This window comes from Gordonia sp. G4 (assembly GCF_057770005.1).
The window spans coordinates 1,083,540-1,098,086 of record NZ_CM173442.1 but is presented as its reverse complement, the minus strand read 5'-3'; the positions used below and the strand labels follow the sequence as shown (position 1 = coordinate 1,098,086).

At 65.4% G+C, this 14,547-nt stretch carries 8 protein-coding genes and 4 pseudogenes; 10 read left to right on the top strand and 2 right to left on the bottom strand.

The features are described 5' to 3' along the window. The first annotated feature begins 23 nt into the window (after positions 1-23). From AC3B5T_RS04755 to AC3B5T_RS04730, 6 genes are read left to right on the top strand one after another with little or no spacing between them, the layout of a single operon-like run. The gene (locus AC3B5T_RS04755; protein ID WP_488358329.1) at positions 24-1,115 is read left to right on the top strand and encodes a DMT family transporter; all 1,092 of its coding nucleotides are present in this window, start codon (positions 24-26) and stop codon (positions 1,113-1,115) included. Further along, positions 1,073-1,687, top strand: a complete 615-nt coding sequence (locus tag AC3B5T_RS04750) for a hypothetical protein (RefSeq protein WP_488358327.1) — start codon at positions 1,073-1,075, stop codon at positions 1,685-1,687. Before AC3B5T_RS04755 ends, AC3B5T_RS04750 begins: the two co-directional genes overlap by 43 nt. A gap of 17 nt (positions 1,688-1,704) precedes the next feature. Continuing rightward, on the top strand, positions 1,705-2,337 hold the full coding sequence (locus tag AC3B5T_RS04745) for a TetR/AcrR family transcriptional regulator (RefSeq protein ID WP_488358325.1): 633 nt from the start codon (positions 1,705-1,707) through the stop codon (positions 2,335-2,337). A gap of 11 nt (positions 2,338-2,348) precedes the next feature. Further along, positions 2,349-3,953, top strand: a complete 1,605-nt coding sequence (locus tag AC3B5T_RS04740; RefSeq protein WP_488358748.1) for an FAD-binding oxidoreductase — start codon at positions 2,349-2,351, stop codon at positions 3,951-3,953. A gap of 41 nt (positions 3,954-3,994) precedes the next feature. Then, complete coding sequence (gene pta / locus AC3B5T_RS04735) at positions 3,995-6,187, top strand: phosphate acetyltransferase (protein ID WP_488358324.1); 2,193 nt, start codon at positions 3,995-3,997, stop codon at positions 6,185-6,187. Further along, positions 6,184-7,386, top strand: a complete 1,203-nt coding sequence (locus AC3B5T_RS04730) for an acetate/propionate family kinase (protein WP_488358323.1) — start codon at positions 6,184-6,186, stop codon at positions 7,384-7,386. Before pta ends, AC3B5T_RS04730 begins: the two co-directional genes overlap by 4 nt. Before the next feature lie 225 nt (positions 7,387-7,611). Here the strand turns inward: AC3B5T_RS04730 and AC3B5T_RS04725 are convergent. Continuing rightward, a pseudogene (locus tag AC3B5T_RS04725) lies at positions 7,612-8,367 on the bottom strand (transposase); the annotation flags it as partial. Positions 8,368-8,817: 450 nt separating this feature from the next. Here AC3B5T_RS04725 and AC3B5T_RS04720 point away from each other — a divergent pair. From AC3B5T_RS04720 to AC3B5T_RS04710, 3 genes and pseudogenes are all read left to right on the top strand, one after another. After that, a complete protein-coding gene (locus AC3B5T_RS04720; protein ID WP_488358321.1) occupies positions 8,818-9,255 on the top strand; it encodes a hypothetical protein in 438 nt (145 codons plus the stop codon). 86 nt (positions 9,256-9,341) lie between these two features. Beyond that, positions 9,342-9,967, top strand: a pseudogene (locus AC3B5T_RS04715) (transposase family protein); the annotation flags it as partial. Positions 9,968-10,083: 116 nt separating this feature from the next. Then, positions 10,084-11,228 (top strand): annotated as a pseudogene (locus AC3B5T_RS04710) (IS3 family transposase). A gap of 9 nt (positions 11,229-11,237) precedes the next feature. On the opposite strand, the pseudogene AC3B5T_RS04705 reads toward AC3B5T_RS04710, so the two are convergent. Further along, positions 11,238-12,388, bottom strand: a pseudogene (locus tag AC3B5T_RS04705) (IS3 family transposase); the annotation flags it as partial. A gap of 514 nt (positions 12,389-12,902) precedes the next feature. Here AC3B5T_RS04705 and AC3B5T_RS04700 point away from each other — a divergent pair. After that, positions 12,903-14,207: an MFS transporter gene (locus tag AC3B5T_RS04700; RefSeq protein WP_488358320.1), complete on the top strand. Its 1,305-nt coding sequence runs from the start codon at positions 12,903-12,905 to the stop codon at positions 14,205-14,207. The last annotated feature ends 340 nt before the right edge of the window (positions 14,208-14,547 follow it).

The window sequence follows — 14,547 nt, the reverse complement described above, 5'->3', positions numbered from 1 at the left end:
CGGAATGGGCGAACCTGGAGGACATGTCCTCGCGCCTGACGCCGGCCTCCTCTGTGTCCGCCGCCGCATCACTGCCCGCGCTCGCCGCACTCGTGACCGTCGTGTTGTGGGCGTCGGCGTTCGTCGGCATCCGTGCGCTGGGCGACACGTTCTCCCCGGGTGCCATGGCCTTTCTGCGGTTGCTCGCCGCGGTCATCCCGCTGACGATCCTCGTGGCGGTGGTGCGTCTGCGTGCACGGGCGACCGGGGCGCAGGCACGGCCACTGTTCCCGCGGGGTCGAGCGCTCGCCATGGTGACGGCCTACGGCGTCGCCTGGTTCGCCGGGTACACCGTCCTGCTGAACTGGGCCGAGCGTCACCTCGACGCCGGGACCGCGGCGCTGCTCGTGAACCTGGCGCCGATCCTCGTCGCCGTCGCCGCGGGATTGTTTCTGGGAGAGGGATTCCCGCGCCATCTCGTGATCGGCATGACGATTGCTTTCGCGGGGGTGGTGCTGATAGCACTCGGCGGGTCGGCGACCGCGGACGCGCACGCCGACTGGCTCGGTGTCGTGCTCGGGGTAGCCGCGGCGATTCTCTACGCGACCGGCGTGCTGATCCAGAAATCCGCACTGCGCACCGTCGATGCGCTGACCGCCACCTGGCTGGGTGCGGTCGCGGGCTTGGTCGCGACTGCGCCGTTCGCGCCCGTCGCCGTCGCCGAACTGTCCGGCGCCGAGCCGGGCGCGATCTGGGCGGTCATCTACCTCGGGGTCGGACCGACCGCGATCGCATTCTCCACGTGGGCCTACGCGCTGGCCCGGACCGACGCGAGCGCGATGGCGGCCACGACGCTCGTCGTCCCTGCACTCGTCATCGTCCTCTCATGGGCGCTGCTCGGCGAGCTGCCCACCGGTGTCGGCATCGTCGGTGGACTGCTCTGCCTGGCCGGCGTCGCCGTCGCGCGCCGATTGCTGCCGAGACGGCCGCGTGTGGCCCGCCGTGCGCGTAGCCTGGACGCATCGTCGCCGGCGTTGACGCCTCCCGACCCACGACGGGTTCCCGGCACGACCGCAACCGAGGGGACACCGCCATGCGCAAGCTCGTCGCCGGCCTCGCCATCGGCGGGTCGCTGACTCTCGGTGCGGTGGCAACGCTGCTGACCGTCGACTCGGAATCGCCTGCGGCGCCGCCCACTGTGAGCTGCCCACCGTTCTCCGGTTCCGGGCCGATCCCCGGGTGCGCGTTGCGTGTCGACGGAACCCACCTGCAGATCACCCTGTACAACAACGCCACGCGCAGCCCTGCCCTGGAGTGCACCCTGACGCCGAGCGGTGCGCTCCGTCCCACCGACTCCGCGTCGATGGGGCCGGGCTCGCGCGGGACGCTCGGGGCCTCGGTGTTCCCGAACGTGTCGAGGGTCTTCGTCGTCGACTGCCGTGGCGGCGGTACGGGCGTCGACCGCGTCGAGCGCCAGACCACGATCAGCGCGCGCGCCGAGGCGCCGGTACCCGAGCGGACGACGCCGCCGGCCCGTCGATCGTCACCTCCGCCGGCCCCCTCGGCGCCCTCCACGTCACGCGAGTCCGACGTGCCCGCGGATGACTCGGCACCGCAGCCGAGTACGGGGGATGCCGGGTCCGCCGAAGCCGCGATCCCGCCGCCGACCGTCACCACGACGACCACGACGGTTCCCGCCTCAGCCTGATTCGCTACGGTTTTCGCATGGATCGCGACCGCATGGTGGATGTCGGAGTCGGGCTTGTCTCCCGGTTCGGGGCCAAGACGCTGAGTCTGACGTCGGTGGCACGGCACGCCGGGGTCGCGCGCGCCACCGCCTACCGGATGTTCGGCGGGCGCGAAGCGCTGGTCACGGCGATCGTGGAACGCGAGGTCTCGCTGCTGCGGGTGAAGCTGGTGGAGTGGTCGGCGAGTGCACCCGACGCGGCGGGCAAGATCCACGCGCAGGTGGTGAACGTGCTGCCCTACATCCGCAACCACGACGCATTGCAGTACGTCCTGCGCAAGGAGCCCGAGGAGGTCGTGCGCGCGCTGGTCGCCACCAGCGATTCGGCCGGGCCCACCCTCATCCACCAGATCGTGTCGGAGACCCTGCCCGACCTCGAACCCCAGATCGGGGACCAGCTGTTCCCGAACCCACGGGGAGCCGCGGAGTTCCTCGTACGCACCATCTACTCCCTCATGCTCATCCCCGACAGCTTCCTGAGCGATGAGCAGATCGCCGAACTCGTCGTCCGGGCGGTCGTGCGCACCGACGCCGAGGGAGACGCCCCCGGTGGGGATGATCCCGGGGGTGTTCCGCCGACCGGCGGTGCCGCACCGGGCGCGGCCCGATGACCGACGAGCGGATGTCCGACGAGACCGCGATACCCGTCGTCCAGATGCGCCGGCCGCGATGGGGGGACCCGGCGCGCACCGCCGAACTGCCCAGCGCGGCGGCTGCGCTCGCCGGCGGCCGGGACGCCGACTCCGGCGTCGACCCGGCGACGATCACCCTTCCCCGACCGGTCGTCGATCCCAGTGTCCGAGAGGAGATCTCGGCGATCGTCGGTGCCGGAAACGTCACCGACGCGGATGCCGCACGGGTTCAGCACACGCGCGGGTACTCCACCCCGGACATCCTGCGGTTGCGTGCGGGCGACGCCGGCGATGCGCCCGATCTCGTGGTGCACCCCGGTGGCCACGACGAGGTGGTCGCGATCCTGCGGCTGTGTTCGGACCGGCGGATCGCCGTGGTGCCCTTCACCGGTGGGACGTCCGTGGTCGGTGGTCTGACGCCGGATCGTGCCGCGGTCACCGGTGTGATCAGCCTCGACCTGCGACGCCTCGACCGGGTGGTGGAGATCGACGAGATCTCCCGGATGGCGACCCTGGAGGCGGGCCTGCGGGGGCCGGCGGCCGAAGCGCTCCTGCGTGAGAAGGGGTGGACCATCGGGCATTTCCCGCAGTCCTACGAGGGTGCCGGAATCGGTGGCTACGCGGCCACCCGATCTGCCGGCCAATCGTCGGCGGGCTACGGGCGGTTCGACGAGATGGTCGAGGGACTCGTGCTGGCGACCCCGCGCGGCACGATCGAACTCGGTACCGCGCCCCGCTCGGCGGCCGGCCCCGATCTACGTCAGCTGGTCCTGGGGTCGGAGGGTGTGTTCGGTGTCATCACGAGCGTGCAGGTGCGCATCCGGCCGGTGCCGGTGGCCCGCGTCTTCGACGCCTGGCGCTTCGCCACGTTCGCCGACGGTGCGACCGCGCTTCGTCGGCTCGCCCAGGACGGTCCGTTGCCGACGGTGCTGAGGCTGTCCGACGAGGTGGAGACCGCGCTGAATCTCGCGGATCCGGCCGGCGCCGGGAGCGAAGCGGGCGATGGTGGGTCAGCGGGGTGTCTGGTCGTCGCCGGATATGAGGGTGCTGCCGACGAGGTGACACGCCGTCGCGACGCGGCGTCGGCGGTCCTGACCGACGCCGGCGGCAGCGCGCTGGGCGACGGTCCCGGGGAGTCCTGGCGGACAGGCCGTTTCGCCGCACCGTATCTGCGTGATCCGTTGCTCGATGCGGGCGTGCTGGTCGAGACGCTCGAGACCGTCGCCTTCTGGTCGCGGTTGCACGAGGTGCGCGACGCGGTGACGGCCGCCCTCACGGATTCGCTCACGGCGTCGGGCACGCCACCGCTGGTGATGTGCCACATCAGTCACGTCTACGAGTCGGGCGCCTCGCTGTACTTCACCGTCGTCGCACCGTTCGGCGACGATCCGCTGACGCAGTGGGCGGCGGCGAAAACCGCGGCCAATTCCGCGATTCGGGCGTCCGGGGCCAGTATCACCCACCACCACGCGGTCGGCCGGGATCATCGGGACGCCTACCACGACGAGATCGGGCCCCTGGCGCTCGAGGCGTTGCGGGCGGTGAAGGCGTCGCTCGATCCGGCCGGCGTGTGCAATCCGGGAATCCTGATCTGACCCTCGATCCGACGGGCGGGGTGCGTGGCTCGAGCGCCACTATGCTGGGGCGCATGGCCACGGATGCAGTCCAGACCGCCGACGGACCCGCGAGTGCGGAACAGGTCGTCGCCGACACCACGACGAGTATCTACATCGCCTCCGCGGAGGGGGAGACCGGCAAGTCCATCGTCGCGTTGGGGCTGCTGGCGCTGCTGTCGGCCACCGGCGGGCGGGTCGGCGTGTTCCGTCCGATCTCGCGGACGGCCATCGAGGATCGGGATCCGATCCTCGATCTGCTCCTCGACTACGACTCCGCCGACCTCCCCTATGAGGACTGTCTCGGCGTCACCTACGAACAGGTCCACGACGACCCAGAAGGTGCGATCGCGGAGATCGTCGCCCGTTTCCACGCCATCCAGTCCCGGTGCGACCGCGTGGTCATCGTGGGCTCGGACTACACCGACGTCGGAACTCCGTCCGAACTGAGCTACAACGCCCGGATCGCAGCCAATCTCGCTGCCCCGATGGTGTTGGCCATCAGGGCGATCGACCGGACGCCGGCAGAACTGCACGGTCTGGCCGAAGGCCTCATCGCCGAGGTGAAAGCCGCGCACGCGACCCCGGTCGCGCTCGTCGCCAACCGGTGCGATCCCGATCGGCTCGGCGAGATCCGGGAACAGCTGCGCAGCACCGGGATTCCGGCGCTGTGCCTCCCCGAGGAGCCGGTGCTGTTCGCGCCCACGATGGGGGAGCTGAAAGAGGCGCTCGGCGCGACCATGTACAGCGGCGACGAGGAGTTGCTCGACCGGGAGGCGCTGCGGGTGATGGTCGGCGGCATGACCGTCGAGCACATCCTCGAAAGGCTCACCGACGGCACGGTGGTCATCACTCCGGCCGACCGATCGGATGTCCTGCTCGCCCTGGTGAATGCGAACACTGCGCAGGGGTTTCCGCGTCTGTCGGGCATCATCCTCAACGGTGGGCTCAAACCGCACCCGATGATCGAGGCGCTGGTGAGTGGTCTCAAACCGACGCTGCCCATCATCAGCTGTCCGCAGGGCACCTACGACACCGCGCGTACGGCCGCGCACACGCGGGGCAAGCTCGGTGTGGGCTCCGTGCGCAAGATCGAGGCTGCGCTGTCGATGATGGAGACCCACGTCGACCCCGAGAAGGTCATGCACAACCTCAACGTGTCGACGCCGACGGTGGTGACGCCGCAGATGTTCGAGTACCGGCTGATCTCCCGCGCGCGTGCCGACCGGAAGCACATCGTGCTGCCGGAGGGGGATGACGACCGAATCCTGCGCGCGGCCAACCGGCTTGCCCGGCGCGGCGTCGCCGATCTCACCATCCTCGGCGATCCCGACACGGTCCGCGAACGCTCCATCGAACTCGGACTCGACCTGGCCGATGTGACGGTCATCGACCCGGCCGAGTCCGAGTACCTCGACGAGTTCGCCCGGATCTACACCGATCTGCGCACACACAGGGGCATGGATTTCGAACGGGCACAGGAGAAGATGCGGGACGTGTCCTACTTCGGCACGATGATGGTGCACACCGGCCGCGCCGATGGGATGGTGTCGGGGGCGTCGCACACCACCGCACACACGATCCGGCCGGCTTTCGAGATCATCAAGACGAAACCGGGGGTCTCCACCGTCTCGAGCGTGTTCTTCATGTGCCTGGCCGACAAGGTGCTGGCCTACGGTGACTGCGCCATCGTCCCGGACCCGTCCGATGAACAGCTCGCCGACATCGCCATCTCGTCGGCGCAGACGTCGGCGGCCTTCGGCATCGATCCGCGGGTCGCGATGCTGTCCTACTCCACGGGAACGTCCGGGTCGGGCGCCGACGTCGAGAAGGTCAAGACGGCAACCGAACTCGTGCGCGAGCGGGAACCAGGGCTGCTGGTCGAGGGACCCATCCAGTACGACGCCGCGGTGGAACCGTCGGTGGCGAAGACCAAGATGCCCGATTCGCCGGTCGCCGGTCGCGCGACCGTGCTGATCTTCCCCGATCTGAACACCGGCAACAACACGTACAAGGCGGTTCAGCGCAGCGCGGGCGCGATCGCGATCGGCCCGGTGCTGCAGGGATTGAACAAACCGATCAACGATCTGAGTCGTGGAGCTCTCGTCTCCGACATCGTGAACACCGTGGCCATCACCGCGATCCAGGCCCAACAGGGGGATGTGGACCCGATCACGGGGAACGCCGACACCGCCGACGCCGAGGCCGGTCGATGAGCGGGGCGTCCGGTGCGGTGCTGGTGTTCAATGCCGGCTCGTCATCGCTGAAGTATCAACTGGTGCAGCCCGCGGACGGCACGGTGGTCGCCGAGGGCATCGCGGAGCGGATCGGCGATGCCGGTTCGTCGATGACGCATGAGCAGAACGGTGAGACGGTCACCGAGACATTGCAACTCGACGATCACCTCGCCGCGGTCCGGCGCGCGGAGCGTTTCTTCGCCGACAACGGAACCGACTTGGCGAAGGCGGGACTGAGTGCGGTGGGGCACCGGGTGGTCCACGGCGGCAGGTCGTTCTACGAGCCGACCGTGGTGACCCCCGAGGTGATCTCGGAGATCGAGCGGATCTCCCCGCTGGCGCCGCTGCACAATCCGGCCAACCTGGTCGGCATCCTGGCCGCGAAGGAGTTGCTGCCCGACGTCCCGTCGGTCGCGGTTTTCGACACCGCCTTCTTCCACGGGCTCCCCGACTCGTCCGCGACGTACGCCATCGACCGTGCGGTGGCCGAGGAACATGCGATACGCCGCTACGGTTTCCACGGCACCAGCCACGAGTACGTGGCCGGCCGGGTGGCCGAGTTCCTGGAATGCGACCCGGCGTCGCTGAACCAGATCGTGCTGCATCTCGGCAACGGCGCGTCGGCCTCGGCGATCGCCGGCGGACAGCCGATCGACACGTCGATGGGTATGACCCCGCTGGAGGGGCTGGTCATGGGAACCCGCAGCGGTGACATCGACCCTGGGCTGGTGTTGCACCTGAACCGGGTGGCGAATCTGTCGGTCGGCGAGATCGACACGCTGCTCAACAAGCGTTCGGGACTTCGAGGTCTGTGCGGTGAGAACGACTTCCGCACCATCACCGAGCTGATGGACTCCGGTGACGACGCCGCCCGTCGCGCCTTCGACGTCTACATCCATCGCCTACGTCGCTACCTCGGCGCCTACGCCTTCGCCCTCGGGCGCGTCGACGCCATCACCTTCACGGCTGGGGTTGGGGAGAACTCGGCAGTCGTCCGGTCTCGTGCGCTGGCGGGCCTGGAGGTGTTCGGGATCGTTGTCGACGAGGAGCGGAACGCTCTGCGCGGCAAGGCTCCTCGGCGGATCTCGACGGATGACAGCGCCGTGGATGTGCTCGTGGTGCCGACCAATGAGGAGCTGGCGATAGCGCGGCAGTCGGCGGCGGTTGTGGCCGGCTGACCCCGGCCGACGACGAGGTATCGCTGTAGGTGTGCGCCACGGCGGGGTTCGCTGATGGTGCAATAATCGGCTGCCCTAGCACGCACCACCGACAAGACTAGGTGTGCGACCGACAACAAAACGTGTTGCAGACCAGCGCTGTAGCCACTGAACTCGAACATCTTTGGATCTCCTGACCTGGTAGTGGGCGGTTTTTGGTCAGTTCTGATGCGGAAGTGTCGGGCTGTCCAACGCCTGATTGACCCACTGCAGCACATGAAATGGGTCCATACACCAATACGCGCCTGGAGCTTGTTCGGCGAGGACCGCACCGATGTACTCGGCCCCATCAGCACTGATGTGGGTGATCTTGCGTGCACGCACATCGCCTAGTTCATCGAAGAACCGCTCGATGGTCTCCTTCTTGGCGCCTTCACCAGCCCAGACCAGTTGGCCTGTGTCGTGGTTGACGACCACCACCAGGTAGCGGCGGCCCTTGCGGTAGGCGATTTCATCGATGCCGATGCGCCGCAACCCGTTCAAGCGTTTGGTGAGTCCGACATGGTCGTCGACGACACGCTCGACGATCCGAGACACCGTACGCCAGGAGACCCGTAGATAGGCACTCACCGCGGTCATCGGCGCGTGCGCACACATCCACGCGACTGTGTCATCGAAAGCCCTGGTCATCTTCGCTTGCGGCCGCGCCCACGGCACCCATTCGCTGCACACATTGTGGCGAGGGCACTGCACCCGGGTGGCCGGAAGCTCCAGAAAGCACCGCCAGCCGCCCATGTCAAGATGCCGCCACCGTCGCGGTGCCGGCGGCTGATCGTAACCAGGGCAGCGGTTCCGACATTGCGGGCACCGTAATCGTGCCCTGCTGTGCAGTTCCAACGACACCACCAAAATCTGCCCGCGATCATCCTCATCGAACCTGACACCCACGACACGGGCACGCTCGATTCCGAGCAACTTCTGCAGTACTCTGACAGTGCGCAACGCCCACTCCTTCAGTTTTGGTCTTCGCAACTCAAAACCTAAGGGACAGTGGGCGTTGCGTGCATTAGGCGCGCGACAAGGCACCCACTTTTGCGTCAGAAGAGCCACATCTTTTCGAGAAAGTTCGAAAAAAGTTCTCCGGGGGTGACCATGTCCGTGTCATCTCGCAGGACATCGGTGACAGTTCTGCATCAAGACATCGATGACAATCTGAGTGGTCTTGGTGGTGACACTTCTGCCTCGATGCTCAGGTGGCTGTAACTTCACCGCTCGCTGCCTGTGCGCCGTCGACGGTGGGCAGGTGGTGTGGTTGCTTCTGGGCGCCTGCGGCGTGGTGACTGTGCCCGTCTGAGAGGGTGGGTGATGAAGCGAAGCTCGGCAACGTTTGGGGTGACGGTGAACGACCACTTCTGGAGGACTCGACGGGTCCACTTGACGGTTTGGGTACGGGTGACGATGTTTCTCGCCCCATTGATTGCGGCGGTGTTCGTTCCTGGCGAGTTCGCCGACCCTGAGGGGAGCCCGTGGCCTCTGGTCTTTGTGTTCCTGTTCATGGTGATCTGCATGTGGCCTTTGGCGTTTGTCGCCCACTGGGTCGAAATAAGCGGTGATGGAATCACTCTCAGGTACTGGCCTCTCCTGTCACGGCGCATCAGCTACTCAGACCTCGCGTCCGTGCAGTACCGCGACAACGTCTCGTCGTGGGAGTTCGCCGGTATCGGGCTCAGGGTCGCTTCTGGCGGCGTGTTGGCTTTCGTGAATCGCAAGGGGCCAGGTGTCGAACTGCGTCTGACGGGCGGGCGAGCATACTTCGTGATTCTCTCTGACATCGCTGAATTGACCACAGTTCGAGACCGTCTCGCCCATGCGCGTCCCGATCTGACGTAGCAGGTGGACGCCAGGCCATCACCATATGGGCTTCGCGCCGCTGCTGATTTCCCGGCTCGGGAGGTCACCTTCCAGGACATCGGCACTTGTTCGTCAACGCTCAGGCGGGGGCTGTGAATGAACCTATCGATCCTGTCGTGCGGCTGGCGATCTCGCAGTGGCCTGATGATGCACCACGCGGAGCGGTCTCGACGTTCTGCGCCGAATACCGTATTTCCCGGAAGTCGTTTCACGAGGCAAGTGAGCGAAGACAGAGGGGCCGTCGGCGGTACTTGAACCGCGGACGCGCCGCCCGAAGTCGAGCCCGTCGGCGCTCGGTGATGAGGTCAAAGCGCAAGCGGTAGCAGTGCGTGCCGCCCTGGAGGCGTCCGGGCTGGACCACGGACCGACCAGCGTCCACGACAAGATGCAGTCGATGGGCCTTACCTGCGTTCCTTCGACGGCATCGCCGGCGCGGGTCTTCCGCGACGCCGGTGTCGCTCGCTGCGAGCCGAAGAAGAAGCCCCGATCGGCGTGGCGGCGGTTCGTCGATCCGGCTCCGAACGCGTGCTTGCAACTCGACGGCACCGAGTACGTCCTCACCGGCGGGCGTAGGTGTGCCATCCTGCAGCTGATCGACGATCATTCGCGCGACGCCGTCGGCTCCCACGTGGCCTCAGGTGAGACCGCTGACGCAGCGATTGTCGTGTTCGACAAGGCGGTCGCCGCGTATGTCACCGATGTCCCGACACACAAGTGTCACCGATTGGCGTGTCCCCCGTGAACCGGTCCGGGTGGTTCTAGAGTCCTGATTGCCCTGTTGAGGGCGGAGAAGGGACGATAGGGGTCATGGCGGGACGTAAGTGTCGCTCGGCGGGGGACATCGTGGGCAAGTTGCGCCGGGCCGATGAGTTGGCGGCGGAGGGCAAGACCGGTGAGGAGATCGCCGCCGACCTCGAGGTGTCGGCGGCCACCGTGTACAACTGGTGCCGCCAGTACGGCGGGATGGACGCTGATGCCGCCAAAGAGCTCAAGGAGCTTCGCGAGCAGAACGGCCGGCTCCAGCGCCTCCTCGCCGACGCCGAGTTGGAAAAGGACGCACTGCGCGAGATCGCGAATGGAAAATTGTGAGCCCTACTGCGAAACGCGCCGCGATCGACATGCTCAAAGACGTGAAGAGTATGTCAGAACGTATGGCGTGCAGGGTAGTTGGGCTCTACACGATCTGCGTACCGACGTGTGCCATTGGCTCGTGCTCCGGCCGACCCGGACGCTGGCCTGCGTGAGCAGCTTCGCACCTACGCCCGCAAGAACCCTCGGCACGGGTTCCGGCGGGCGTGGGCGCACCTGCGGTTCGACGACGGCATCGAGGTGAACAAGAAGAAGGTGCACCGGCTATGGAAGGAGGAGGGCCTGCAGGTGCGCCGGGCTCCGCGGCGCAAATGGGCTGGGCAATCCTCGGCGCCGATCATGGTCGCCGATGCACCGAAGGTGGTGTGGGCATTAGACTTTCAGTTCGACTCGACCGTGGATGGCAAGAAGGTCAAGATCGCGTCGATGGTCGATGAACACACCCGGTTGTCGTTGCTGAACATCGTGGATCGTTCGATCACCTCCGAGCGGTTGATCGAGGAGTTGGAGAAGACATTCGCGATCTGGGGCGGCCCGCCGATGGTGCTGCGCATGGACAACGGCCCTGAGTTCATCTCTGAGGCCCTACAGACGTTCTGTGCAGGGTTGGTGGGGATCTCCTACATTCCGCCCGGCACGCCATGGAACAACGGGTTCATCGAGTCGTTCAACAACGGCTGCGCGACGAGTGTCTGAACCGCAACTGCTGGCTCACGCTGCTCGAAGCCCGGGTGGTGATCGGCGACTTCAAGGACGACCACAACCACCGGCACCGGCATTCTGCGTTGGGCTACCAGACCCCGGCCGAGTACGCTGCCCGATGCACCCACCAGCATCACCCCGTGGGCTGCGAGATCGACTGACCGACTGCTAAAGACTTCACGCCGGCAGGTCAGCTCATCAGGCCAGGACTGCTCATCTTGTAGGACCTCGCGTTTGAGCGTGGCGTTGAACGCCTCGGCCATCGCATTGTCGGCACTGGTGCCTACCTCTCCCATCGACTGGGTCACGCCGAGTTCGGAGCACAATCCGGCGTAGGCCTTGCTGGTGTAAACCGAGCCGTGATCGGAGTGAAAGACCGCGCCCGACAACGATCCTCGCATCTGTTGCGCCGCACGCAAGGCATCGGTGACGAGCTCTGTGCGCATATGATCGGCCACAGCCCACCCTGCCAACCGTCGGGAGTAACAATCGATCACCGTAGCCAGGTACAGGTTGGAGCCACCGGCGATCGGCAGATACGTGATATCTCCGACGTACACCCGGTTCGGTGCGGGCGCGGTGAAATCGCGTTCCAGCAGGTCAGGAACCGTGCAGTCGGCAGGTTCGGGGATCGTGGTGACCACTCGGCGGCGCCGCCGATAGCCGGTAATGCCGTGGGTGCGCATCACTCGGGCCACCCGTTTGTGGTTGACCCGCTCCGCCAGCGGTACCCCGTCGTTGAGTTCAGCGGTGATCCGCGGTGCTCCACAGGTGCTGTCACCGTCGTGAACCTCACGGATACGTTGCGCCAGAACACGTTCAGCCTCCGCAGGAGCCGCCCGCACGGGGGCAGCCTTCCGCCACGCATAGAACGAGGAACACGCGATCTCGAGGAGATCGCATAGCCACTTGACCGGGTAGGTGTCGAGGTGGTCGGCGACGAACTGGAAGTGGCTCACCAGTTCGTCTCCCCGGCGAAATACTTGGCCGCCTGACGCAGAATCTCGCGTTCGGTACTCAGCTTGTGCTGCTCAGTGCGAAGCGCCGCGTTCTCCTTCTCCAACCGCGCAATCTTGGCCTCGGCGCTTTCTGGCCCGACTACAGCCGACCCATCGCCGGTACGGGCTTTGAGCGGGCTGACCGCCCCGGTGCCATCGGCAGCGGTCTTGCGGCCGGTGCCGTAGCGGTCGAGCCAGTGACGCAACGTGCCGCGCTCGACCCCGAGGTCGGCCGCGATACCGCGAACCGTGGCCCCGGGGGTCGACTCGTACAAGTCCACCGCGTCCTGACGAAACTGCTCTGAATAGTGTCTCCGAGCCATACCTTGATCATCTCGCTTCTCCCGCGAACTGCGGGATTCAACGTGTCCAAGGTCCGGGGTCAGGTCCCGTACACCCGTCACGTATTTTTGGACTTGCGCACAATGGGGGCAGCCCAAGAAAAGCCGTCTCCTCAGCGTTAATGAGACGATCGTCACATGCGAGCTTCGGGACCACCGCAACGGCCGCGCGCTCTCAGTGCCATCCGAATCCAACCGACACCCATCAACTGCCCGAGTGCATTCGCATACCGAAAAGGTGCTGAGCGTACGGAACTTTCGGCCACACACCACCACAGCACCGGGTGGATTTTTCATTGACCACACAGGGCAACAGCGAAACAACGCCTGGCCGTATCACGTCTCAGAAACCCACCTGTTCATTCGTGGCTCAGGAAACTGCCCCTCTCCTTCACGGGAAACGTGGAAAAGAGCCGGACAGGAAGTATCTCCATCAACATCCATGGGGCTCGTATCGGGCTCGAGTCCCCACGCCCCTACTCCAGAGAGAAGCCAGATGGTATCGGAAAGCACGCTTACCACTCGTGCGGGCAGCACAGTTACCCGCAGCGCCAGGAAGGCAATTGTTGCGGCAAGCTTCGGCACATACGTGGAGTATTACGACTTTGTCGTATACGGGTATGTCGCTGTGTACATCGCCCATGCGTTCTTCCCCTCCAACAATCCCCTCGTCGGCTTACTGCTCACCTTCGGGGCTTTTGCTGCGAGCTACGTGGCGCGTCCGCTGGGCGCGGTAATCTTCTCCCCGCTTGGCGACAAGTACGGACGCAAAACCGTACTCGCCGTCGTCATCTTGATGATGACCCTTGCGACCGCAGCGATCGGGCTTCTACCGACATATGCACAGATCGGTCTCTTCGCCCCGATACTGCTCACCGTGCTTCGTGTCCTACAGGGGATCTCAGCCGGTGGCGAATACGGTGGCGCAACCTCGCTGATTGCCGAGTTCTCCCCACCCGATAAGCGTGGGTTCTACGTCGGATTCATAGCTCTCACCACCGGTCTTGCACTTCTTACCGGATCGATCGTGGCTCTCTCCCTTACACGGATGCTGCCGGAGGGATCCATGCTCTCATGGGGATGGCGTATCCCCTTACTGCTCTCCCTACCGCTTGGTCTCGTCGGCCTGTACATCCGCTTCAAACTTGAGGAGACCCCGCACTTTGCGGCGCTGAGCTCGCAAGAAAAGGCGGTAAACAAACCTCTGGCAACTACTGTCAAACGTGACTACAAGACGGTGGTAATCGCAATTGGACTCGCGGCCACGAACGCAAGCTTGCTGGCCGTCTACTTCATCTATATGCCATCAGCTTTGAAGCAATTTGGGAATTTCGAGGCCGCCGCTGCCCAACTCATCACGTTCTCGGGACTGGCCGCCTACTGCCTGGCAATCGTTCCCTTCGCAAGGCTGACCGACAAGATAGGGCGCCGACCACAGTTGATCACCTCGACGATCGCGCTTGTCCTCGTAATCTATCCATCCTTCCTGTTGGTATCACATGGCAGTATTGCTCTTGCTGTCTTGGGTATGGTCATCGTCACGCCGCTGATGGCAGCCAACGTAACGGCGGTGCTCCCGCTCCTTACCGAGCTATTCACTACCGCCAATCGGTACACCGGATTGTCGTTGGGCTGGCAGATCGCGACCACGCTGTTCTCGGGCCCCACTCCGGTCGTGCTGGCCGCGCTGGCCGGCGCCGCTGGCGCAACGATGCCGGCGTTCTATGCGATGGCCATCGTCGCAGTGTCAGCATGTGCCGCATTTGCCGTTCGGGAAACCTTCGATACACCACTGCAGTAGGTGGTGACCTTGGGAGCAGACTGAATTGTCGGGGGTCTCCGCAGAACGACTGGGCATCAGACGAATCGTCCGTGCGACTCATCGGCCGTCTGCAGAGCGTCAAGCATCCAGCTGCTCCTCCGCCGACCGCACACACCCACCCGCCGACGCCGGTCAAGAACGTGTGAAGTTCTCAGGCCGCGGCGAATAGCCGCGGCCTGAGAGTCTGATCTTCCCAACGGAATGACACCGCGATCGGCACGACAATGGCCGACAGACAAGAGGAGGATCGCACGACACCTTCTGCTACACCCAGACCCTTTTCCGGATTGGGTTGGAAGGAGCCGAGCAATGGTCAATA

Bases quoted from the DNA above. Each gene is read 5' to 3' on its own strand.
- AC3B5T_RS04730 (WP_488358323.1), top strand. From the start codon at position 6,184: ATGAGCGGGGCGTCCGGTGCGGTGCTGGTGTTCAATGCCGGCTCGTCA.
- AC3B5T_RS04740 (WP_488358748.1), top strand. From the start codon at position 2,349: ATGTCCGACGAGACCGCGATACCCGTCGTCCAGATGCGCCGGCCGCGA.
- AC3B5T_RS04745 (WP_488358325.1), top strand. From the start codon at position 1,705: ATGGATCGCGACCGCATGGTGGATGTCGGAGTCGGGCTTGTCTCCCGG.
- AC3B5T_RS04755 (WP_488358329.1), top strand. From the start codon at position 24: ATGTCCTCGCGCCTGACGCCGGCCTCCTCTGTGTCCGCCGCCGCATCA.
- AC3B5T_RS04700 (WP_488358320.1), top strand. From the start codon at position 12,903: ATGGTATCGGAAAGCACGCTTACCACTCGTGCGGGCAGCACAGTTACC.
- pta (WP_488358324.1), top strand. From the start codon at position 3,995: ATGCTGGGGCGCATGGCCACGGATGCAGTCCAGACCGCCGACGGACCC.
- AC3B5T_RS04750 (WP_488358327.1), top strand. From the start codon at position 1,073: ATGCGCAAGCTCGTCGCCGGCCTCGCCATCGGCGGGTCGCTGACTCTC.